The organism is Bradyrhizobium sp. SSBR45G (genome assembly GCF_030159255.1).
Lineage (GTDB): Bacteria > Pseudomonadota > Alphaproteobacteria > Rhizobiales > Xanthobacteraceae > Bradyrhizobium.
Genome location: NZ_BSCT01000001.1, coordinates 452,167 through 472,284 on the forward strand (window position 1 = coordinate 452,167; position 20,118 = coordinate 472,284).

20 protein-coding genes are annotated in these 20,118 nt (G+C 65.5%); 8 read left to right on the top strand and 12 right to left on the bottom strand.

The window, feature by feature from the left end:
• Positions 1 to 2 precede the first annotated feature (2 nt).
• The 4 genes from QQL87_RS02110 to QQL87_RS02125 form a co-directional block, all read right to left on the bottom strand.
• Positions 3 to 878, bottom strand: a complete 876-nt coding sequence (locus QQL87_RS02110; RefSeq protein ID WP_284416035.1) for a branched-chain amino acid ABC transporter permease — start codon at positions 876 to 878, stop codon at positions 3 to 5.
• 69 nt (positions 879 to 947) lie between these two features.
• A complete protein-coding gene (locus QQL87_RS02115) occupies positions 948 to 2,180 on the bottom strand; it encodes an ABC transporter substrate-binding protein (protein ID WP_284416034.1) in 1,233 nt (410 codons plus the stop codon).
• A 286-nt stretch (positions 2,181 to 2,466) separates the two neighbouring features.
• A complete protein-coding gene (locus tag QQL87_RS02120; protein ID WP_284416033.1) occupies positions 2,467 to 3,177 on the bottom strand; it encodes a site-2 protease family protein in 711 nt (236 codons plus the stop codon).
• Positions 3,174 to 4,109: a DUF2167 domain-containing protein gene (locus QQL87_RS02125; RefSeq protein ID WP_284416032.1), complete on the bottom strand. Its 936-nt coding sequence runs from the start codon at positions 4,107 to 4,109 to the stop codon at positions 3,174 to 3,176. Before QQL87_RS02125 ends, QQL87_RS02120 begins: the two co-directional genes overlap by 4 nt.
• 233 nt (positions 4,110 to 4,342) lie before the next feature.
• Between QQL87_RS02125 and QQL87_RS02130 the strand changes: the two genes are divergently transcribed.
• The gene (locus tag QQL87_RS02130; RefSeq protein WP_284416031.1) at positions 4,343 to 5,164 is read left to right on the top strand and encodes a hypothetical protein; all 822 of its coding nucleotides are present in this window, start codon (positions 4,343 to 4,345) and stop codon (positions 5,162 to 5,164) included.
• Between the two features lie 44 nt (positions 5,165 to 5,208).
• Here QQL87_RS02130 and QQL87_RS02135 read toward each other — a convergent pair whose 3' ends face one another.
• Positions 5,209 to 6,075, bottom strand: a complete 867-nt coding sequence (locus QQL87_RS02135) for a BA14K family protein (protein WP_284416030.1) — start codon at positions 6,073 to 6,075, stop codon at positions 5,209 to 5,211.
• Here QQL87_RS02135 and QQL87_RS02140 point away from each other — a divergent pair.
• Both QQL87_RS02140 and QQL87_RS02145 read left to right on the top strand, forming a co-directional pair.
• Positions 6,074 to 6,265, top strand: coding sequence for a hypothetical protein (locus QQL87_RS02140; protein ID WP_284416029.1), 192 nt, complete (start codon positions 6,074 to 6,076; stop codon positions 6,263 to 6,265). The two genes, QQL87_RS02135 and QQL87_RS02140, sit on opposite strands and share 2 nt — an antisense overlap.
• 56 nt (positions 6,266 to 6,321) lie before the next feature.
• Positions 6,322 to 7,446, top strand: coding sequence for a Kelch repeat-containing protein (locus QQL87_RS02145; protein WP_284416028.1), 1,125 nt, complete (start codon positions 6,322 to 6,324; stop codon positions 7,444 to 7,446).
• A gap of 49 nt (positions 7,447 to 7,495) precedes the next feature.
• Here the strand turns inward: QQL87_RS02145 and QQL87_RS02150 are convergent, their stop codons facing one another.
• The 3 genes from QQL87_RS02150 to QQL87_RS02160 form a co-directional block, all read right to left on the bottom strand.
• Complete coding sequence (locus tag QQL87_RS02150; protein ID WP_284416027.1) at positions 7,496 to 8,257, bottom strand: CHAP domain-containing protein; 762 nt, start codon at positions 8,255 to 8,257, stop codon at positions 7,496 to 7,498.
• A gap of 64 nt (positions 8,258 to 8,321) precedes the next feature.
• On the bottom strand, positions 8,322 to 9,374 hold the full coding sequence (locus QQL87_RS02155; RefSeq protein WP_284416436.1) for a peptidoglycan-binding protein: 1,053 nt from the start codon (positions 9,372 to 9,374) through the stop codon (positions 8,322 to 8,324).
• 158 nt (positions 9,375 to 9,532) lie between these two features.
• Positions 9,533 to 10,993 carry a GH1 family beta-glucosidase gene (locus tag QQL87_RS02160; RefSeq protein WP_284416026.1) on the bottom strand — a complete coding sequence of 487 codons (1,461 nt, stop codon included), beginning with the start codon at positions 10,991 to 10,993 and terminating at the stop codon, positions 9,533 to 9,535.
• 195 nt (positions 10,994 to 11,188) lie between these two features.
• On the opposite strand from QQL87_RS02160, the gene nthA reads away from it, so the two are divergent.
• The 4 genes from nthA (at position 11,189) to QQL87_RS02180 (ending at position 13,909) form a co-directional block, all read left to right on the top strand.
• Complete coding sequence (gene nthA, locus QQL87_RS02165) at positions 11,189 to 11,839, top strand: nitrile hydratase subunit alpha (protein WP_284416435.1); 651 nt, start codon at positions 11,189 to 11,191, stop codon at positions 11,837 to 11,839.
• Positions 11,839 to 12,498 (top strand): nitrile hydratase subunit beta, encoded by a 660-nt coding sequence (gene nthB, locus QQL87_RS02170; RefSeq protein ID WP_284416025.1) that lies wholly within the window; start codon positions 11,839 to 11,841, stop codon positions 12,496 to 12,498. Before nthA ends, nthB begins: the two co-directional genes overlap by 1 nt.
• Positions 12,495 to 12,884, top strand: coding sequence for a nitrile hydratase accessory protein (locus tag QQL87_RS02175; RefSeq protein ID WP_284416024.1), 390 nt, complete (start codon positions 12,495 to 12,497; stop codon positions 12,882 to 12,884). The genes nthB and QQL87_RS02175 overlap by 4 nt, the downstream gene beginning before the upstream one ends.
• Positions 12,885 to 13,060: 176 nt before the next feature.
• Complete coding sequence (locus QQL87_RS02180) at positions 13,061 to 13,909, top strand: hypothetical protein (protein ID WP_284416023.1); 849 nt, start codon at positions 13,061 to 13,063, stop codon at positions 13,907 to 13,909.
• 60 nt (positions 13,910 to 13,969) lie between these two features.
• Here QQL87_RS02180 and queC read toward each other — a convergent pair whose 3' ends face one another.
• Entirely contained in the window at positions 13,970 to 14,686 is a 717-nt protein-coding gene (gene queC / locus QQL87_RS02185; RefSeq protein WP_284416022.1) for a 7-cyano-7-deazaguanine synthase QueC, read from the bottom strand.
• A 133-nt stretch (positions 14,687 to 14,819) separates the two neighbouring features.
• Between queC and mazG the strand changes: the two genes are divergently transcribed.
• Positions 14,820 to 15,638, top strand: coding sequence for a nucleoside triphosphate pyrophosphohydrolase (mazG, locus tag QQL87_RS02190; RefSeq protein ID WP_284416021.1), 819 nt, complete (start codon positions 14,820 to 14,822; stop codon positions 15,636 to 15,638).
• Positions 15,639 to 15,855: 217 nt separating this feature from the next.
• Here mazG and QQL87_RS02195 read toward each other — a convergent pair whose 3' ends face one another.
• The 3 genes from QQL87_RS02195 to QQL87_RS02205 all read right to left on the bottom strand — a co-directional run bounded on the left by QQL87_RS02195 (position 15,856) and on the right by QQL87_RS02205 (position 20,090).
• Positions 15,856 to 17,799: a D-Ala-D-Ala carboxypeptidase family metallohydrolase gene (locus QQL87_RS02195; protein ID WP_284416020.1), complete on the bottom strand. Its 1,944-nt coding sequence runs from the start codon at positions 17,797 to 17,799 to the stop codon at positions 15,856 to 15,858.
• 28 nt (positions 17,800 to 17,827) lie between these two features.
• Positions 17,828 to 18,751 carry a hypothetical protein gene (locus tag QQL87_RS02200; RefSeq protein ID WP_284416019.1) on the bottom strand — a complete coding sequence of 308 codons (924 nt, stop codon included), beginning with the start codon at positions 18,749 to 18,751 and terminating at the stop codon, positions 17,828 to 17,830.
• A gap of 436 nt (positions 18,752 to 19,187) precedes the next feature.
• Positions 19,188 to 20,090: a LysR family transcriptional regulator gene (locus tag QQL87_RS02205; protein WP_284416018.1), complete on the bottom strand. Its 903-nt coding sequence runs from the start codon at positions 20,088 to 20,090 to the stop codon at positions 19,188 to 19,190.
• Between the last annotated feature and the right edge of the window lie 28 nt (positions 20,091 to 20,118).

Genomic DNA, 20,118 nt, shown 5'->3' on the forward strand with positions numbered 1-20,118 from the left:
CCTCACCTCCGTCCGAACAGCCCTTGCGGGCGCAGATACATGACGACGACGAGCAGCAGCAGCGCTGGAATGGTTCGATAGGCGGGCGAGATCAGATAGGCCGTGCCGGTCTCGAGATAGCCGACGACATAGGCCGCAATCAGCGAGCCGGAGACGCTGCCGAGGCCGCCGAGCACCACGATCGAGAATGCGCTCGCCGTCAGCGGCCCGACGCTGTAGGAGCTGACTCCTAGGAACATGCCGAGCAGGATGCCGGCGACGCCCGCCAGCAGGCCGTAGATGGCCCAGACGGTGAGATAGATCGACGACAGCTCGATGCCCAGCAAGGTGACGCCGCGCGGGTTCATCGATGCCGCCATCACCGCCTTGCCGCGCCGGGTGCGGTTGACGAGAAACCACAACAACCCGATCGCGACCCAGCAGATCACGGCCGTGAAGTATTCGTTGCGCGGCGTCCGCACGCCGAGCACCGTGGTCACGCCTTCGACGATCGGCAGCACGGTCTTGGCGTTGTTGGTGAAGGCATAGGCGATCGCCTCCTGGATGATGATGCCCCAGAGCAGCGTCGCAGTCAGGATGAAGATCTCCTTCTCCGATTCCGCGATCACCTTGGAGCGCTGGATCGGCCTCACGGCGATGAAATAGGTGGCGAAGGCCAAAATGAAGCCGGCGATGATGCCAATCAGCGCGCCGGTATAGGGCCCGACGCCGAATTCGCTCGCGGCAGCCCAGGCTGCGACCGCGGCGCCGACCATGATGGCGCCGTGAGAGAGGTTGAGCACGCCCGAGACACCGAAGATGAGCGTGAAGCCGGTCGCGCCGAGCGCATACAGCGCGCTGATGGCGAAGCCATCAATCAAGATCTGCCAGAACAGCATTGAAAACCTAAAACGTCGGACTGAGGCACCCAAAAAATGGGCCGCTCGTTCGAGCGGCCCCGCGATGCGTCAGTTGCTGGCCGCCTTGAGCTTGATGAAGGACGGCCAGGTGATCGTGCCGGCCGCGAGTTCCTTCGGCCAGACATTGACCTGCTTGCCGCTCTGCCACTGCAGCATCAGCCCGGTGATGTAGCCCTTCCCCGTCCGCAGCGCATGCGGGTTCGCATCGCCCTTCGGCTTGAACGCGATGCGGCCGATGGTGCCGACATAGTCGGTCGCCTCCATCGCCTCGACCATCTTGTCGGGATCGGTGCCGCCGGCGCGATGGATCGCGTCCGCGATCATGTAAACGTCGTCGTAGGACGTGTAGCCGGCATAGGACGGGAAGTTGCCGAACTTCTTCTGATAGGCCTCGACGAAGGGCAGCGTCTTCGGCGTCACGGCAACGCCGGGTCCCGACACGGCATTGTAGAACACGCCCTCGACGGCGCCGTTGGTGTCCTTCCAGAACGTCGAGTTGGTGGCCTGCGAGGAGATGCCGAACATCGGGATCGGCACCTGCTGGCTCTTCCACTGCACCGTCGGCTGGGTGCCGACATGCGAGATGCCGGTGATCATGACGTCCGGCTTCAGGCCTTCGATCTTGTTGAAGATCGGCGTGAAGTCGGTCGTATCCGGCGACATGCGGATGTGGTCGACGACCTTGAGCCCGATCTCAGGCAGGCACTTCTCGTAGCCCGCATCGAGCGGCGTCGTCCACGCCGCGTCCTCGCTCATGATCACGGCGGTCTTCATCTTGTAGGGCTCGACTAGCAGATCCTTGGCGGCGTCGCAGACGAGGCCGGCCAGCGAGGTCGAGGTCAGGTAGCCGTGGAACGTGTATTTGAGCTGGTCGTAGTTCTTGGCGATGTTCTGGGTGATGACGTCGGACGCGGCACCGGGCGTGATCATCAGCGTCTTGAGGCGCCCTGCCCACGGCTCCAGCGCCAGCACGACCTCGGAAATGTAGCTCGCGATGACGGCGTTGACCTTGTCCTCGCTGACCGCGCGCTGGAAGGCGCGCACCGACTCCGCCGACGAGGAATGATTGTCATAGACGACGATCTCGATCTTGCGGCCGTCGATGCCGCCCTTGGCATTGATCTCCTCGGCAGCCAGCTGCGCTGCGGGTGCGATCGACGAGCCGGCCACCGCCTGCGCTTCGGCGATCACGCCGATCCGGATCGGATCCGCCGCCGAGGCGGCCGAGGAAATGAGCGCGGTTGCGCAGCCCGCAAGCAAGACCGACTTGAGCGACATCATGAAACCTCCCGAATCTCTTATGTGCCTCTGACGGGCACCGAGAGTGTGATCGTGCATTCCGTCGTGAGCAAGTGCGCCGCGCAGGCCCGGCTCTGCATTTTCAGCATGATGTCGCTGCGAACGTCTCGCGACAGCGGCGACACGATTCAGCGAAAGCCCGGCGGCGGAGCTTTGTTCCTGCTCTGCCGTGGACCTTCCACGCGACGGCATGCGCTGCACTGCAGCGCCATCCCGGGCCCGGAGCCTCGCGATTGCTGCAGCGCCTTCATCGCGAGGTCGGCTGCCGCTATTGACCCAGCATCTCGTGGACGTCGTAGGTCATCACGGCGAGCAGCGCCGCGAGCGCCAGATAGGTGCCGGCATATTCCAGCTTGGTCTGCAACGTCGTGCCGTAATACGCGACGTTCTCGGGCGCGGAGGGATCATAGCGCCACGCCTTCATCACTTGCGGCGCCGCGAGGACTGCGATGATGATGAGCATCGGGCTCGGCCGGTAGAACATCAAGGCGAGCAGCAGGGGCACGCCGAGAAACCAGATGCGCGGGCTGAGGACGCTGGTCACGCGGCCGCCATCGAGCGGCGAGATCGGCAGCAGGTTGAACAGGTTGAGGAACAGGCCCGAATAGGCGATCGCAAGCAGCAGATTGCTGCCCTCCGATCGCGCCCACAGATAGACCGCCAGCGCCGAGGCGGTCCCGACCAGCGGGCCGGCAAGTGCCACATAGGCCTCGGTCTCGACGTCGACCGGCTGATCCTTGAGCGCGATCCACGCGCCCACGAACGGGATGAAGGCGGGCGCGCCGACATCGAGGCCGCGCTGCCGTGCCGCGATGTAGTGCCCCATCTCGTGGGCGAACAGCAGCGCGATGAAGCCCGCCGCATAGCGCCAGCCCCAGATGCCCGCATAGACCACCAGCGACAGCAGCATCGTGCCGCCGCTCATGGCGAGCTTGCCCCACTTCAGGCCGGAGAACAGGATCAGCAGCAGCGCCTTCACGCCGGCCCGCCCGCATTGTCGCTGCGCGGCTTGCGGCGGAAGAAGTTCATGACGGCAGCCCCGAACCCGATCACCGCGAAGATGATGATCTTGGCGAACTTCAGGACGAACGCTCCCGCTAGCGCCAGTAGTCCGAGCTTCTTCGCGGCGACGCCGCCGACCAGGGCCAGCAGCCCATATTCGGCGATGCGATCGGTGCTGGCGCTGAAATCTTCATAGCGCTTGCCGGCATTGTAGGAGAGATCGGACAGCAGCTCGCGCGCGACCGCCTTGTCGCTGGCAATGCGCTCGGAGCCGGACAGCAGATTCAGGCTGAAATAGCCGTCTCGTCCGAGCGCGAAGGTGTTGTAGTTGACGTTCTTCGGCGCATCGTCGGGCTGGCCCTTCTCCTTGGCGAGCAGCGACCAGACGAGGCGATGGGTGGTCGCGTCATAGGCCGGAGGCTCGATCCAGCCGATGACAGCCATTTCGGGAAATCCCCGCGCGACGCGATCCTGGTTGGACTCCTCGGCGCCGGCGCGCAGATTGCTGAGAAGCTCGTCGGCGTTCCAGTTCTTGGCATCATCGTCTTTGATGTAGCCGTCCTTGATGTGCTTGATCACCACCATCCAGCCGTCGTCCTGGCGTTTGCCGACGACGAGCCCGACGAAGGTCGCGTCGTTGACGACGTTGCCGAGCGCGCGCAGCACCCGCAGGCCTTCGCTCTTCGGCACGTAGAAGTAGTCCGACGGCAGTTTCAGCGTGCCCTGATCGATCAGTGCGATGTCGCTCGGGCCGTCAGTCCCGGCCTGGCTGGCGGCCTGCCAGGCGGCCATCAGTTCGGCCTTGCGCGTGGCCTCATCCGCCGGCGCGGCCTGCGCCGACGCGCAAACTGCCCCGCACAAGAATGCAGCGCACAACACCGCGCGCGCGATTACGATCAAACTCTGCACCGCCCCAATCCCTCACAACCTCAAGATGACGGGTCAGATAGTACCTTGAAGGTCGACGCGCGTGCAAGGAACCCGCTTCTCAGCAAGCCGGCGGCGGGGAAGATTGTCCGAAAACGCCCCCTCCTCGTCACGACGCTGTCTTGCTTTCGGCCAAAGCGGCGGGTCGAGTCACGTTTGAAAATTCAAGGACAAAAGCGGCGTCGGCGGCGGGCGTTTAGGGTTTGGGGATCACCATGCAGTCCACACAGAATGTGCAACAGATCGATCCGAGCGAGATCGGGCTCGCCCCGGAGAAGCCGGAGAAGGCCGGCTACGACCAGCTGTATCGGCGGGTCCTGCGCGAGGTGCTGACCCGGATCGACACGCGCCTTGCGGCGATCGAGAAGCCGGGTGTGGCGGCGGACGCCGCGGCAGCGGCGAGCACCGGCCACGCGGCCGGCCATGAGGGCGGCCGCTGGGCACGCATCAAGGCGCCGCTCGGCAAGCTGCGCGGCCGCAACGCCGTGGGTCTCGCTCTGCTGGTCGTGCTGGTCGGAGGCTCCGTCGCCTGGTCACAGCGCGAGGCCGGCACGTCGTTGATGGATCGCTGGATGCCCGGCTCGAGCGAAACGTCTCAGGAGGAGGCCTCGGCCCAGCCGGGCAACGAGGATGCCATGATGTCGAATGCCTCGTTGCGCGGGACGGAGGATGGCGCCACCCCCGCCGCTCCGGGCACGCTGATGCAGCGGATGGCGCGCGACATCGCCGAGCTGCAGCAGGGCATCGAGCAGATCAAGTCCACGCAGGATCAGGCCAGCCGCGATCATACGCGCGCCATCGAGCAGTTGCAGGCCGGCCAGGACCAGCTGATGCGCCTGGTATCGCGGATGTCGAACCAGGCTGCTCAGGCGCGCGGCGCGACAGGGGCGCCGACCCCGCCGCAGCAGATCATCGTGACGCCGCAGCCGCGGACCACCACGGGGCTCGCTCGAAACCAGCCGCAGCAGCAGGGCTCGACCATCGGGACGTTCCTGACCCGCAACACCTCCGGGATTCAATCGCCGCTGCCGCGCTGATTGCGCGATCAGCAGCGGCCCGGCGCGATGCCCGCATGGCGCGGTTATGAGCAGGTGTGAACCTGCCCATCATAGCCGCGATACGTCCCCTTCGCAGCATCATAGGTCCGGAAGCTCTTGCAGCTGACGCCGCCCCGCTTCACGTCGTTCTTCTTTGCGGCGTGGCGCTTGCGCTTGGCCGGCTTGTCGTCATCGCCATTGGCGTGATGATGATGCGCATGCTGCGCTTCCGGCTTCGGTGATGCGCCTGCGCCATCCTGCTTGGTGCCGGCGGCGGTTGCGGATGCAGCCGGCGGCTCGGGCTTCTTGGTCTCGGTCGGCGCCGGTGCAGGCTTCACCTCGGCCGCGGCGGCGGGCTTTTCGACGGGTGCCGATGCAGCCGGCTTGCTTTCAGCGGCCTTGTCTTCAGGCTTGTCTTCAACCTTGGCCGGCGCCGGGACGTCCTTCGCGATAGCAGGCGTCTCAACCGCCGGTGCTGCAGGCTTCGCCTCGGTCACGACCGGCTTCGGGGCGGCGTCGGTCTCTGCCTTGGCTTCGTCCTTGGGGGCGGCCGGCTTGCCATCGGCCGGCGTTTCGGGGGCCGATGGCTTGGCCTCGGCCTCGACAGGCTTGGGCGCCTCGGCGGCCGCCGCCGGCTCGGCCGACTTTTCAGCAGCCGCCTTCTCCGGCTCCGCTGCGCCGGCCGGCTTGTCCGCGGCCTGCTCGGCGGGCTTGGTGTCGGTGGCGGCTTTCGCCTCGGGCTCTGCCGGCTTGTCAGCCGGCGCAGCGGCAGAACTCTCGGCGGCGGGCTTGGCCGCGTCGCTTGTCGAACTCTGCGCCCAGGCACTGGCGCTCGCGATCGCTCCCACGACACAGAACAGCACGCCAGCGCGGAGGATGAGGGCGGTCGGACGAACGATGGAAACTTGCATGCAGGAAATCTCGGTTATGGAGCCGGCAGCCAGCGGTTTACGTCAAATTCCTTGCCCTTTCCCCTCGAAATGCTCGCACGTGCAAAAGAGTCGCACGCGGTTTGCTTTCCGCATCGCGTCTTTGCTATCTCCGCGTGAAGCCACGCGGATGATCAATCAACGTCAGGTGATGGGCGGCCCGGCCGATTGACGCTGAGCCCCGCATTGATAGACGTCGGATGTCTGCTCAACCGCGGAGTGACTGTGATGGACCGTCGCAGGTTTCTCGCCGCCGGCCTTGCCCTCGCCGCGGCCGGTTCAGCCCGGGCACAGCAGCATCCGCATCCTCCGCTCACGCCCGCCCCCTCCTCCGTCGCGCCGTTCGCGCGGCTGCGCGAAGGCGGTGCGATGAGCGACCATCTGATGCCGGGCGAGGACGCGCAGCGCGTCGCCGACAGTCCGGCACCGGCGGGGCCGCCCGGGCGCTGGATCGCGCGTGCCGCCCTGCCCCTGCCGCGCTCGGAGATGGCCTGGGCGACCGCCTGGGCCGGCCGCATCCACATCATCGGCGGCTATGGCGAAGGCCGCGTCGACCGCACCTATCATCATGTCTACGATCCCCAGGCTGATCGCTGGTTCACGGCAGCGCCGCTGCCACGCGGCGCCAATCACGTCGCCGTCGTCGCGCATGACGGCCGCGTCTACGCACTCGGCGGCTTCGTCGAGCAGAACCGGCTCGCGATCGCCGATGCCAGCGCCTACGACATTGCATCTGATCGCTGGAGCGCAGTCGCGCCATTGCCACGGCCGCGCGGCGCGGCGGCGGTTGTCGCGCAGAACGGTCTGATCCATCTGATCGGCGGCGCCTCGGATCCAAAGGAAGAGCGCGCCAGCGTCGGCTGGCACGAGGTCTACGATCCCACATCCGATCGCTGGAGCCGCCGCAAGGCCCTGCCCGGCGCGCGCGATCACATTGGCTGCGTCGCGCATGACGGTCTCGTCCATGTCATCGGCGGTCGCTTCAACACATTCGAGTACAACACCGACCTGCATCACGTGTACATCGCCGATCGCGACACCTGGGAGACGCGCAAGCCGATGCCGACCGCGCGCTCCGGGCACGGGCTCGTCGCCTATCGCGGCCGTCTGTTCGCGATGGGCGGCGAAGCCGGCGTGATCGCCAACGGCCAGATTACTGAGCCGCGCGTGTTCGCGCAGATGGAGAGCTACGATCCGGCGTTGGACAGCTGGCAGCGGCATCAGCCGATGATCACCGCGCGCCACGCGGTCGGCGCCGCCGCCGTGGGCGACTGGATCTACGTCGCCGGTGGCGGCGCGGTGACCGGCGGTGCCGTGCAGTCGGCCGTGCACGAGGCGTTCACGCTCGCCTGATCACAGCCGCTCCTGCGCGCAACACAGACAATGTCGGCCGGAAACTCCGTTACGGCTGGGCCTGGCCGAAGCTCAGCAGATTGGCGATCCGACCGAGCACGTAGGTGAAGGTCGTGACCTCCGAGGGATAGGGCCCTCTGTTGCCTTCGATCGTCGTGACGATTCCGTCCGCATAGGAGTTGACGAGACCGATATGACCCAGCCACGGCTCTGCCTTGGTCGCGCGCGTGAACACGATGATGTCTCCGGGCTCCGGCGGATTGGTAACCGAGGCCGTGTAGAGCCAGCCCTTTTTCTTGAACTGCCCGAGAATATCCTGCGCGCCGACGGAGTATTTGAACGGAATTCCACTGGTCGAGTTCGCGAAGCAATACGACACGAAGCCGGCGCACCAGCTGCTTCCCATGGGCACGAGGCCGTTGAGATATTTCTCGACGTCGGGTCCAAGGTTGTCGCCGCCCTTCTCACCGGCTCCCCGGTCCATTTCCGCGATGGCGACCTTCAGGGCCGCGTTTCCGGATTGGGATCCGCCGCTGAAGGTACGAACCGGAGCTGACGGCGTGACGGGTGGTGGAGTTGGTGCGCGCCGGCCGAGAACCACGTCCATCGCATATTTCGTCAGCGGGCCGACTTCGCCGTCGATGACCAGAGGGGCTCCCCGCGGATCGAGATTCTGAGCTTGGAATTTCTTCACGGCGTTCACGACACCGGCATTGAAGATGCTGCCTGGAGCACTCAGCAGGCCCAACGACACCAGATCGTTGGTCAGTTGCAGGACGTCCGGTCCTTTGTCTCCGCTTTGAAGAAACATTGTCCATCCTCCCCAAGATCATCCGGTCGCGACACATGCCAGCCCGGGCCAGGCTTGCGCTGGCTCAGATGCCGACCGTCGCAACCTGCCCGTCAAGCAGTCCCCAGTCGGACAACGTGTAGTTTGCGGAATGCACGGTGCCGGCTCCGGTTGCGATCGTCATTTTTCGTGACAGGACGTCGTTCTTGTAGGTGCTGCCGATAGTGTCGGCGACGACCTGCGCAATGATCGAACGCTTCTGTTTCGCCGTCGTCGGTCGCGTCGACGCAAACGCAGCCTTGGCCTTGGCGAGACGGTTCTTGGACCTCATGCCGCCGTTCTGCACAGCCACGTCGTACAGCAGAAGATAATCGAGCTCCTGGTCAAGCTCGAGCGCACTGGCATCGCGCACGGCAATCTTCCAATAGACGTCATGCGCCCGATCGACCTGGATCTTCTGAACCTCGCGATATTTTCCGAGATCGCTGAAGTAGGTCCGCCACGGTTCTGCAACGGAATACTTCTTCGACCCGCGCGAGATCGAATCCGCCCAGGCGATCTTGTCGGCTGGGCTCGACGCCGGGCCCGTGACGGTCATGACCTCGTCGGCGTCATGGCCGAACGCCTTTGCGATCAGGTCCGGATAGCGCTGGTTGATGGTCGCCAGGACGCTCCCGAGCTCGCCGCCAGCCAAAGTGAAGCCCACGATGCCCCAGGTCACGCCGGCCCCATCGAAGTTGCCGACCACCTGCGTGAATCCCGTGCCTTCGAACGAGGCCGTCACCTGCAGCGATCGCTCGAAGATCGAGGGCGCTGGGCTGCGCATCAGGAACGTCCAGGTCGTATCCGCGACAGTCCCGGTCTCAGGGAATCCTTGCCTCGCCTGAAGCGCCGACAGCGCATCCTGCGTCTGCCGCCCGAACAGACCATCGACGGGCATGGCGTTTGCCCCAATGGCATTCAATGCAGCCTGAATATCCGCGATGACCGTTCCACTCGGTGAAACACAGCCTGGACGGGCCTTACAAAAAAAGTCACGGGGCACAGAAAAGTCCTTCCACGAAGAAAGAAGCACTGCGCGGCGAATAGCAATTACGTTCAAAATCGAAAGACAACCATAGCAAGCACTCCGTCGCATTTGCAAGCGACTTTGGCCGGCATCCGGAATCAAGTCGCCCGTTCAGGCCATGAGACCAAGCGATGGTCTCAGGGCATCAACGGTATCCGCGTCGGTCGAAGATATGTCAGGCCACTGGACGATACGCGGCCTGATCAGCGCCGCACGCATGCCGGCGCCTACGCGCTCGCCGCGTTGCGCGTGATCACGTGGCGATAGTAGGACGCGCTGAGCTTGGGCGTTCGCACCTGGCTGTCGAAATCGACGTGATAGACGCCGAAACGCTGCTTGTAGCCGAACACCCACTCGAAATTGTCCAACAGGCTCCACAGGAAGTAACCCTTCACGGGCACGCCTTCGGACGTTGCGCGCTGCAACTGGGCGAGATAGTTGCGCAGATACATCACGCGATCGAGGTCGTGGATCTTGCCGTCCGCCGTCACCTTGTCGTCGGACGAGGTGCCGTTCTCAGTGATGTAGATGGTCTTGAGATTCCAGATCTTGGCGGCGAGCTTCGGCACCCAATAGGCGGTCTCCGGCCCGACCAGCAGCCACGGCGAACTCATGTGCGGGAACGAAGCCGGCATCGGCAGCACGTCGAAGCCGGGCGCGCGCTCAGACGCCACCACATAGGCCTGCGGCGCGTAGATGTTGAGGCCGACGAAATCGACCGGCGCCGAGATCGTCTTCAGCTCATCGGGGGTGAATCTCGGCGCATCCTTGCCGGACCATGCCAGGAAGCCCTCGGTGTAGCGGCCCTCGAGGATCACATTGAGGAAGCCCGCATTCATCTCGCGCGTCGCGATCTCGGCGGCGCGGATATTCTCCGCGGTGTCGATCGCCGGCAGACATGCCGTGATGTTCTCGGCCATGCCGACGCGCGTGCCCGTCCGCCCCCTGGCGCGGATCGCCTGCAGGGCCAGACCATGTGCCAGCGCCACGTGGTGGCGCGCCTGGTTGACCTCCTGCGGCGGCAGCTTCAGGCCGGGCGCATCGATGCCGAGACCATAGCCGAACGGGATGAACCGGCCGCATTCATTGATCGTGAAGATGGTCTTGACCCGATCGCTCAGATGCTGCGCGACATGACCCGCATAGTGCGCGAAGGCCTTCGCCGCCTCGGCCGAGCGCCAGCCGCCGACGCGGTCCTGCAGCGCCTGCGGCAGGTCCCAATGATACAGCGTCGCGTAGGGCTCGATGCCCTGCGCCAGCAGCTCGTCGACCAGGCGATTGTAGAAATCGAGCCCCTTCGGATTGGGCGTCAGCCCGCCGTCGGGAAACAGTCGCGGCCAGGCGATCGAGAACCGATAGGCGCGGCAGCCGAGCTCCTTGATCAGCCGCACGTCGTCCTTGTAGCGGTTGAAATGGTCGCAGGCGACGTCGCCGGTGCTGGCGTCCTCGATGTTGCCCTGCATGTGCGTGAACACGTCCCAGATCGACGGACCGCGGCCATCGGCGGTGGCGCCGCCCTCGATCTGATAGGACGAGGTGGCCGTGCCCCACACGAAATCGGTGGGAAAACGACGCCCGGAATCATCCTTCACGGCGGCCTCCTCGGCTTGCGCGGGCGCGTTGGCCGCCCCGAGGGCTGCCAGTCCGGCCAGCTTGGCAAGATCACGGCGGGAGACGTCGTTCGGCATTGATGAACCTCAATCCTCTGGTCTTTTCGCCCCCGGCCCGGCGGGCATGGTCTACCAGGAACCATATCTCGGCGCCGATTTGAACCTGTGGAACCCGCCGAAATGAAGTTACAGTCTCGGCGAGTTCTCGCGACGCACAACCACCAGAGAAACCCTCCGCTCGACAGTGCCGGGGGATATGCCTATTTTCACGCGATGACCGACCACGATCACCCTCACGACCATCATCACGATCACTCGGAATTGTCCGAAACCGAGCTGCGCGTCCGTGCGCTCGAGAGCATCCTCACCGAGAAGGGCTACATCGACCCGGCCGCACTCGATGTGCTCATCGAGACATATGAGAGCAAGGTCGGGCCCCGTAACGGCGCCCAGGTGGTGGCGCGGGCCTGGACCGACCCGGCCTACCGGCAGCGGCTGCTCGCCGATGCCACGCCCGCGATTGGCGAACTCGGCTATGCCGGGCGCCAGGGCGAGCACATCGTGGCGGTCGAGAACACGCCCGCCCTGCACAACATGGTCGTCTGCACCTTGTGCTCCTGCTATCCCTGGCCGGTGCTCGGCCTGCCGCCGGTCTGGTACAAATCGGCGCCCTACCGCGCCAAGGCGGTGAAGGACCCGCGCGGCGTGCTCGCCGATTTCGGTTTCGAGCTGCCAGCGGCCACGAAGATCCGTGTCTGGGATTCAACGGCTGAAATCCGCTACTTCGTCGTGCCAATGCGCCCCGAGGGCACCGACGGCTGGAGCGAGGACCAGCTCGCCGCGCTGGTGACGCGCGACAGCATGATCGGCACCGGCCTGCCGAAGCGGCCGGACGAGGTGCAAAACGCTGGGGTGAAAGCCTGATGGACGGCGCACATGACATGGGCGGCGTGTCCGGCTTCGGTCCGGTCCGCCCCGAGCCCGACGAGCCGGTGTTTCATGCGCCCTGGGAACGGCGCGCGCTGGCGATCACCCTGGCGATGGCCCGACCCGGCGGCTGGAACATCGACACGTCGCGCTTCGCGCGCGAGAACCGCCCGCCCGCCGACTATCTCGGCATGAGCTACTACCAGATCTGGCTCGCCGGTCTCGAGCGGCTGATGCAGGAGCGCAATCTGGTCGAAGCCGACGAGCTGGCCGCCGGCAAGGCGCTGCACCCACCGAAGCCCGTCGCGAATATCCTGACCGCCGGCGATGTCGCGGCCATGCTGCACCGGGGCGGACCGACCGAGCGTGACGTCACGAAGCCGGCGCTGTTCGCCGTCGGCGACCGCGTCCGCGCCAGGACCATGCATCCGCCGACGCATACGAGGCTGCCGCGCTACGTGCGCGGCCATCTCGGCCGGATCGAGGCCGTCAGAGGCGTGCACGTGTTTCCTGACAGCAACGCCCATGGCGGCGGCGAGGATCCGCAATGGCTCTACACGGTGTCGTTCAACGGCGCCGAGCTGTGGAGCGATGCGCCCGATCCCCTGCTCGAGGTGACGGTCGACGCCTTCGAGCCCTATCTGGAGCACGCATGACCGCGCCCGGTCGTCACGCCGCCCTGGAGGCGACGCGCGCGCTGCCCGGCATTCCCGTCGATGCCGACGGTCCGGTGTTTCGCGAGCCGTGGGAGGCGCACGCGTTCGCGATGGCGGTCACGCTGCACGCCCGCGGGCTGTTCACCTGGCCGGAATGGGCGGCGGCGCTCGCCGAGGAGATTTCCCGGGCGCAGGCTGAGGGCGATGCCGATTGCGGGGATACCTACTACCGGCATTGGCTCGCCACGCTGGAGCGGCTGGTGGCCGAGAAAGGCGTCACCACCTCCACCACCCTCGCGCGCTACCGCGATGCCTGGGATCACGCCGCCGACCGTACCCCGCACGGCAGGCCGATCGAGCTGAGCCCGGATGACTTCACCGCTTGAGCGTTCCGTGCATCGTTAAAGTTCGATGACCAGGTTGCGCGGCATTCGACGATCCCCTCTTAACGGCCGGGTATGCATGACGCGAAGAGCCGTATTTGCGCGAAATTGAACGTTCACGAGTGTGTCCGTAGCGTCCCGCGCATCTTCGTTGCCGAAGTTGAGGGGGACGCCGAACAATGCCCGCGCCAGAGTCTTTCGCCACCATCATCGACACGCTCGCCAGCGTGCGCCGTGACTATCACGAGAAGCTGAAATCGATTCCGCAATACGAGGCCTTCCTGCTGATCGAGAGCTCGACCGAGAAGGCCGCAGGCGCGCTGCACGGCACCGATGCGTCGTCGTCGTCGATCGCCACCGACGTGATCGATTCGCTGCAATATGCGCGCACGCGCTTCGAGCAGCACATGACGTCGATTCCGCAATATCGCGTGCTCGTGGCGATCGACAAGGTCATCAAGGAAATCTCGCAACATCTGGGTCTTGCGGCCCATGAGGATGCGGTCGCCGAGCCGATCCCGGCACCTGCAGCGGCCGCGGACCATCACGCGCCCGAAGCCGCAGCAGCAGACGCGAAGGCGGTCGACGAGACCGCGGCCGCGACCGAGACCGCTACAGCCGGGCCTGAGGCCGAGCTCGAGAGCGCGCCGGCGGACGCCGCCGACGAGGCTGTTCAGCCGGAGGTGGCCGAGGAGACCGAGGTCACCGCGGACCCTGCCGCCGCCGACACGGACGACGAGGTGAAGCAGGCGGCCGAGGCCCCGGCCCTGCGCGTCGTCGACGCCAAATCGCCGTCGATCGTGCCCGCCGATCATGACGCCGATGCCAGCCATGACGATGATATCGTCGTGCTGAATGCGCCGGCGTGGGAGAAGAGCGGCCGCGACGCCAAGGACGACATCACCGCGCGTCTGGCCGCGCAGGCGGCCTCTGCCGCCATCAGCGACGCCGACGATGCGCATGACGTGTCCGATACCGATCTCGTCGTCGTCAGCAAGCGCGAGCCGTCGGACCACGAGGCGGCCTGAACGCAACGAAATCGATTTCATTGCCGATCTGATGCGGGGCCTGCGGGCCCCGCTTCTGTTTCAGGGCTGCGCGCTGCCGGCGATGTAGCCGTGCCAGCCCTTGGCCCGCAGCTCGCAAGCCGGACACTGACCGCAGCCATAACCCCAATCGTGCTGAGCGCCGCGCTCACCGAGATAGCAGGTGTGCGACTGGTCGCGGATGAGATCGACCAGGCCCCTGCCCCCGAGATCGTGGGCAAGCTGCCAGGTCGCCGCCTTCGACAACCACATCAACGGCGTGTGCAGCTCGAAGGGGCGCGCCATGCCGAGGCTCAGCGCCGTCTGCAGCGCCTTGATGGTCTCGTCGCGGCAGTCCGGATAGCCGGAATAGTCCGTCTCGCACATGCCGCCGACGATGTGGCCGATGCCGCGGCGATACGCCAGCGCCGCGGCAAAGGTCAGGAACACGAGATTGCGGCCCGGCACGAAGGTGTTGGGCAGGCCGTCGGCGCCCATCTCGATGGCGACGTCCCGGGTCAGCGCCGTCTCTGACACCGCAGCCAGCGTCGGAATGTCCAGCGTATGGCTGTCGCCGAGCTTGTCCGCCCAATCGGCGCGCAGCTGCCTCACGCCCTCGAACAGCCGGGCTCGGCAATCGAGCTCGATCGCATGGCGCTGGCCGTAGGCGAAGCCGACGGTCTCGACGCGCGCGAAGCGGTCGAGCGCCCAGGCGAGGCACGTGGTCGAATCCTGCCCACCCGAGAACAACACCAGCGCCGTTGCATTCTGCTCACTCATGGCCCCCGCTTAGCATCATCGTCCGGTCGGGCCAACCCGCCTGCCGCCGCCGCATGGCGGCTGTTTTCGCTGGGACGCATGCGCCGCTTGAGGCATACAGGGGGCGCCAAGCCGTTTGCTGCCAGGACCTGCAATGACCCCTTCCCGCGACATCTCACGCCTGATCGAGATCATGGCGGCGCTGCGCACGCCCGTCACCGGCTGTCCGTGGGACGTCGAGCAGACCTTCCAGACCATCGCGCCCTACACCATCGAGGAAGCCTATGAGGTGGCGGACGCGATCACGCGCGCGGATCTCGACGATCTGCGCGAGGAGCTCGGCGATCTCCTGCTGCAGGTCGTCTATCACGCCCGCATCGCCGAGGAGCAAGGCGCGTTCGCGTTCGGCGACGTCGTCGAAGGCATCACGAAGAAGATGATCCGCCGCCATCCTCATGTCTTCCCGGACAAGGATGGCAACGTCACCAAGCCCACCAAAGGCACCTGGGATCGCATCAAGGCCGAGGAGAAGGCCGAGCGCGCCGCGCGACGGCCGCCGGAGGAACAGATCAGCCGCGCGTCGCTGCTGGCCGGGATCAAGGCCGGGCAGCCGGCCCTGGTGCGCGCCATGGAACTGCAGCGCAAGGCGGCGACCGTCGGTTTCGACTGGAACGATCCACGTGCGGTGCTGCAGAAGATCCGCGAGGAAGCCGACGAGATCGAGGCCGCGCTCGACAAGAAGGATACGACCGAGCTGACCGCCGAGACCGGCGACCTCCTGTTCGCGCTGGTCAACCTCGCCCGTCACGCCGAGGTCGATCCGGAGACCGCGCTGCGCACCACAAACGCCAAGTTCGAGCGCCGCTTCGCTCACATCGAACACGCGCTTGCTGCCAAGGGGCGCACGCTGGACGAGGCCTCGCTCGACGAGATGGACGAGCTGTGGAACGAGGCGAAGGAGTTGGAGAAGTAGTTCGCGGCGACGCTGTCCCCGTCTCCGCCCGTCCTCGCGAGCAAACCGGAACGGCACACGGCGCCGACTTGGGACCCATGCTCCGCAGCCGACGTAGCAAGGTGAGATCGGAACGACGTGCGTGCCGCCGCACGCCATACTGCGGCTATGGAATCTCTGTCGCGGGGATGACGTTCGAGAATGAGGCGCCCCCGACCATTGCGGGCACGCCCCGCGATCATCCCGTCCAATTGGCGTTGGTGCCGCGGGTGTCGACATGCACGAAGGAATCGTAAACGCCAATGCCGCCGGCAAAGACGCCGCGTGACCGATACTCCTTCAGCTTGGCGGCCCAGATCGCCGGAGAACCGCTGTCACAGCTGAAGTCGATGGCCATGAACTGCATGTGGAAGCTGTTGACGGCCGATCCGTCGATGCACCTGTTGTAGAGCGGGGAGCGGTAGACGCTGAGGATGCGGATCGGCGCGCCGAGCTCCTCGCGCAGCTTGTCGAGCACGGCTGCCGTTGGCGCAATGTTGGGCCACAGCGTTTCGGGCGGATAGGTGTTGAGGCCCTTGCAGGAGCCTCCCGCATTCTGGCTGCCGAGGAACAGCAGCTCGTCGGCGTCGAAATGGCGCAGGCCGAGCTGGGCGACGAAGGCTGCGAACTTCGCATAGAGGGGCCAGCCGGCATGGGGACTGGCGCCGGACGCGGCTTCGACCAGCGGCGCTGAACCGCCGACCATGGCGGCCTCGCCCGCCTCATCATTGGGGGCCGTGACCTCGTCCTGCGGCGACGCCGCCACTGCGCTGACAAGATCGATGATGGCGGACGGCGCAGCGAGATCGGCGGCGTCCGCGGCAGCGGTGCTGATGCCCCAGCAGTCCAGCGAATAATCCGAGTCGTGAACCGTGCCGTTGCCGTCGACGAAGGTCATCTTGCGCGACAGCACATCCTTGCGCCATTTCGGACTGCTGCCGTCGGCGATGATCTTGGCGAAAGCCTTGCGCAGATCCTTGCCCGTCGCGGCAGAATGGCCAGCCTGCCGAAGCAGTGCCCGTTCGTCGTCGTCGAGCGAGTTCTGAACGGCCGTGTCGAACCAGAAGGCGGCATCCTGGATCGTCAGAGGCTTCCCCGACATGCAATCGGCGATGCGTGAGGTCGCAGCCTTCCAGTACACGTCATAGGCATGTTCGATCTGCGCGCGCCTGGCTTGCGGATAGGCGCCGACCCGCTTGAAGGCGTCCTTCCACGGCTTCGCCACCTCATATTTGCTGGCGCCGAGCGAGATGCTGTCGGCCCAGGCCAACCGTTCCGTCCTGGAGGCGGACAGGATCGACATCAGCTGCTGATAGAGCGCGCCGAACGCCGTCGCAATCGCGCCCGGGCGCATCGCCTCGATCCTGGTCAGCAGGTGGCCGATCTCGCCATTCGCCAGCGTGAAGCCGATCAGTCCGAACGTGATGCCGGCTCCGTCGAAATTGCCGACGACGCGGTCGAACGAGGTGCCTTCATAGTCGGCCGTGATGTTGAGGCAGAGGTCGAACAGCGCAGGCGCGCGCTCGCTGCGCGTCAGCCGCTTCCACTGCGCCGCGTCGATCCCGTCATGCTCCTCGAACCCGTTCGCCTTCTGCCAGCGCCGGAGTGCGCCCGCCGTGATGTTGCCGAACGAGCCATCCGGCTCGAGCGCCTGGCCAGACCGGATCAGGGCCGCCTGCAGCGCCATCACCAGCGGGCCGCTGGGATCGCGGAAACCGGCCGGCGCTCGGCCGAGCAGGATTTGTCCCACCGGCGTGGGCGCATGATTGGCGGGCGGCGGCGGTGGCGGTGCAACGACGACGTCGAGAGCAGGACCTCCGCCCGGATTGGGCGATGACGGATGTGCCGGTGTCTTGCCGGATTTCTGGTCGATCTTGTCCTTGAGGTCTTTCAGGTCGTCCAGGAAGAAGTTCGCGATGTTGTGCTTGATGGTCTCGATGGCAGCATCGAGAATCGCGCTGAGCCTGTTGAGGATTGCAGCCCGTTTCAGCAACTGGCCGAGCGCGATGTCTTCCTGAAGGTCGGCGAGCGCCACGAGTTGATCGCGTATCGCCTGTTGGACCTGCGCATTGCCATCAGCCTCGGCATAGGCTGTGCGCAGCTCGCCCCTGGTCTCTTCGATCAAATCGTCCAGCTCAGCCATGAGTACGTCCCCCTCGAGGGTTTGGCCGCTATTTGGCTGCCAGCTCCGCAAGATGCTTGCGGGCGGCCTGTGACGCGGTTTCGAGTTCAATTGCGACCGTGGTCAGTCCCGTGATGGTTCCGCTCACAGTGGGCGGCGCTTCGGCCGCCGCCTTCGCCTGATCGATCGACTTGATGGTGGCGTCGATGAGGATGACCCAATCGGCAAGCAGTTTTCGATAGGTCTCGAGCTTCTCGACCTCCTGCTGAGTGAGCTTGCCTTCGGCCGCGGTCACGGCCACCCGCGACCGCCGCAACGTAGCCGCCGTCAGGACCGGGAAAATCGCCTCCGTCCCCTGTCGGAGCTCGACGAGAATGGCGCGCACCGGTGCGTGATACTCGATCACGTAGTGTCTGAATTCCTCACGCGACTGATAAGTCAGCCCCATCTGAATGAACGGCTGCGCCTGGGTGAAGGCCGCGTTCAGCAGCGCACCGAGTGCCTGGATCTTGGCCTGGTTCGCGATCCCGAGCAGCGCCCCAGCCTCTCCCGCAGCATCGATGATCTTGCCGTTGAGCTGTCCAGCCTTCGCAGTCAGCGTCGCGGCGGTCTGGCCGGTCGCCAGCCCGTAGAGTAGTTCATTGTACGCCTTGACCGCATCGATCGAATGGCGGAACGCAGCCGTTCCAGGTGGATCGACAGCATCGGTGTAGTAGCGGGCGAGGTTGGGATCGAACGTCAGCGAGCCAGACGAACCATCGATACGATAGCGGCGCATGAACAGCGCGCGCTCCTGAACGGCAAGCTGATCGAGAATGGCGGTCGAGGCGCCATAGGTCTTGTCGAACGCCGTCCGATAGGCTTCGAACTGCTCGACGCCCTGGATCCCAGCGCATGACGACAGGGCCAGGCTGACGATAAACATCGTGACGAGCCGCAGGCTCGCTGCGACTGCCGAATACGCCTTAGCCACGCTTGCCCCCACAAACGAGACCCAGCTTTTTTTCTAGTTGAGCTCCGAAACTGTCGTGAGCTCTGCTGGCCGGCCCCGATTACATTGTGGCGAGATTAGGACATATCTCCGCGTGGCGCAACTCGGGCGTGCCGCCTGCGCGTCTTGATGTCTTCGGGACAAGCGCGGCGTGGGTGCGCTGAGGCAAAAAGGGTGCAAGCTCGAACGCGATGCAGCGCGCTCACACCTCCCGAGGCGCGCCATGATACCGCTCGACCACGAAGTCGCGCTTTGTGGCGTCGACGCGGACGGTCCTGTGGTCGCGTCCCTTCTGAAATTCTTGCTGAGCATTCGGCATTGCAGTGCAGACAGGAGATGCCGGCACTGTCAGCCGCATCATTGGGTCGGAGCGACATGGTCCGCGCTGCAGCCAGCCGGTCCTGGCGGCCGCTCGCGATCAGCCGCCTTTTGCCGAGAGGACGCGCTTTGCGATCGCGACGAAGTGCTGCGCCGCTGGCGACAATCCAAAATCCGCGCGGCTCAGCAACGAGACGTGCCGGTAGATCGTCGGCTGCGACAGCGGGACGGCCGCGAGCGTCGGGAATTGTGACTTCGGCAGCATGTGTCCGGGCAGGATGCTGATGCCTGCCCCCTCGGCCGTGAGCGCCAGCGCCGTCGTAATGAGTGACACTTCCAGGGCCGGCTTCAGCGTTCGCCCGGTCTGCGCCAGCGCCTCATCGATCTGACGGCGGATGCGCGTGCCCTGGCGCATCGTGATCAGGCTGGAGCTCATGATGCCGTCCCACGTCAGACGGCGGTGAGTTTCGAAGCGGCCGTCCTTGATCCCGATCGCCGAAAGCGGAGTTTGCATCAGCGGGTCGATCTTGACCTCCGGCGCCCCCTCGTCCTCGACGCTGCCGAGGCCGAACTCCGCATGCCCGGCCATCACGACTGCGAGGAGCTCCTCGGGCGCGACATCGCGCAGGTCGATGCTCACATCGGGGTAGCGCGATCGAAATGCCGCGAACACCCGTGGAAGCAGCGCCGATGCGACGCCCGCCGAGACGGCAATGGAGATCCGGCCGGCCTTGATCTCAGCGAGGTCGCGCATCCGCTGCGACAGCCCTTGCGCACCCGCCAGGATGCGTTCCGCCGCCGTGATCGCCTCGCGGCACGCCGCCGTCGGATGCAGGGCGCGCGTCGTCCGATCGAACAGCTTGAGCTGAAAGTTCTCCTCGATCTGCCGGATCAGCAGGCTGATGGCCGACTGCGTGACGCGCAGCTCGGCGGCCGCCTTCGTGATGCTGCCGAGCCGATACACCAGGGTCAGAGCCTCGAGTTGCCGCAGGGTCGGCGTCATAAGGATTCCTCATGAATGAATGAGATTT

Excerpts from the sequence above, each read along its gene's own strand:
- QQL87_RS02135 (WP_284416030.1), bottom strand. The coding sequence starts at position 6,075 with ATGCAAGTTTCCATCGTTCGTCCGACCGCCCTCATCCTCCGCGCTGGC.
- QQL87_RS02155 (WP_284416436.1), bottom strand. The coding sequence starts at position 9,374 with ATGCGACGGAGTGCTTGCTATGGTTGTCTTTCGATTTTGAACGTAATT.
- QQL87_RS02205 (WP_284416018.1), bottom strand. The coding sequence starts at position 20,090 with ATGACGCCGACCCTGCGGCAACTCGAGGCTCTGACCCTGGTGTATCGG.
- QQL87_RS02115 (WP_284416034.1), bottom strand. The coding sequence starts at position 2,180 with ATGATGTCGCTCAAGTCGGTCTTGCTTGCGGGCTGCGCAACCGCGCTC.
- QQL87_RS02145 (WP_284416028.1), top strand. The coding sequence starts at position 6,322 with ATGGACCGTCGCAGGTTTCTCGCCGCCGGCCTTGCCCTCGCCGCGGCC.
- queC (WP_284416022.1), bottom strand. The coding sequence starts at position 14,686 with ATGAGTGAGCAGAATGCAACGGCGCTGGTGTTGTTCTCGGGTGGGCAG.
- QQL87_RS02180 (WP_284416023.1), top strand. The coding sequence starts at position 13,061 with ATGCCCGCGCCAGAGTCTTTCGCCACCATCATCGACACGCTCGCCAGC.
- QQL87_RS02160 (WP_284416026.1), bottom strand. The coding sequence starts at position 10,993 with ATGCCGAACGACGTCTCCCGCCGTGATCTTGCCAAGCTGGCCGGACTG.
- QQL87_RS02175 (WP_284416024.1), top strand. The coding sequence starts at position 12,495 with ATGACCGCGCCCGGTCGTCACGCCGCCCTGGAGGCGACGCGCGCGCTG.
- QQL87_RS02110 (WP_284416035.1), bottom strand. The coding sequence starts at position 878 with ATGCTGTTCTGGCAGATCTTGATTGATGGCTTCGCCATCAGCGCGCTG.
- QQL87_RS02140 (WP_284416029.1), top strand. The coding sequence starts at position 6,074 with ATGCAGGAAATCTCGGTTATGGAGCCGGCAGCCAGCGGTTTACGTCAA.
- nthB (WP_284416025.1), top strand. The coding sequence starts at position 11,839 with ATGGACGGCGCACATGACATGGGCGGCGTGTCCGGCTTCGGTCCGGTC.
- QQL87_RS02195 (WP_284416020.1), bottom strand. The coding sequence starts at position 17,799 with ATGGCTGAGCTGGACGATTTGATCGAAGAGACCAGGGGCGAGCTGCGC.
- QQL87_RS02150 (WP_284416027.1), bottom strand. The coding sequence starts at position 8,257 with ATGTTTCTTCAAAGCGGAGACAAAGGACCGGACGTCCTGCAACTGACC.
- QQL87_RS02130 (WP_284416031.1), top strand. The coding sequence starts at position 4,343 with ATGCAGTCCACACAGAATGTGCAACAGATCGATCCGAGCGAGATCGGG.
- nthA (WP_284416435.1), top strand. The coding sequence starts at position 11,189 with ATGACCGACCACGATCACCCTCACGACCATCATCACGATCACTCGGAA.
- mazG (WP_284416021.1), top strand. The coding sequence starts at position 14,820 with ATGACCCCTTCCCGCGACATCTCACGCCTGATCGAGATCATGGCGGCG.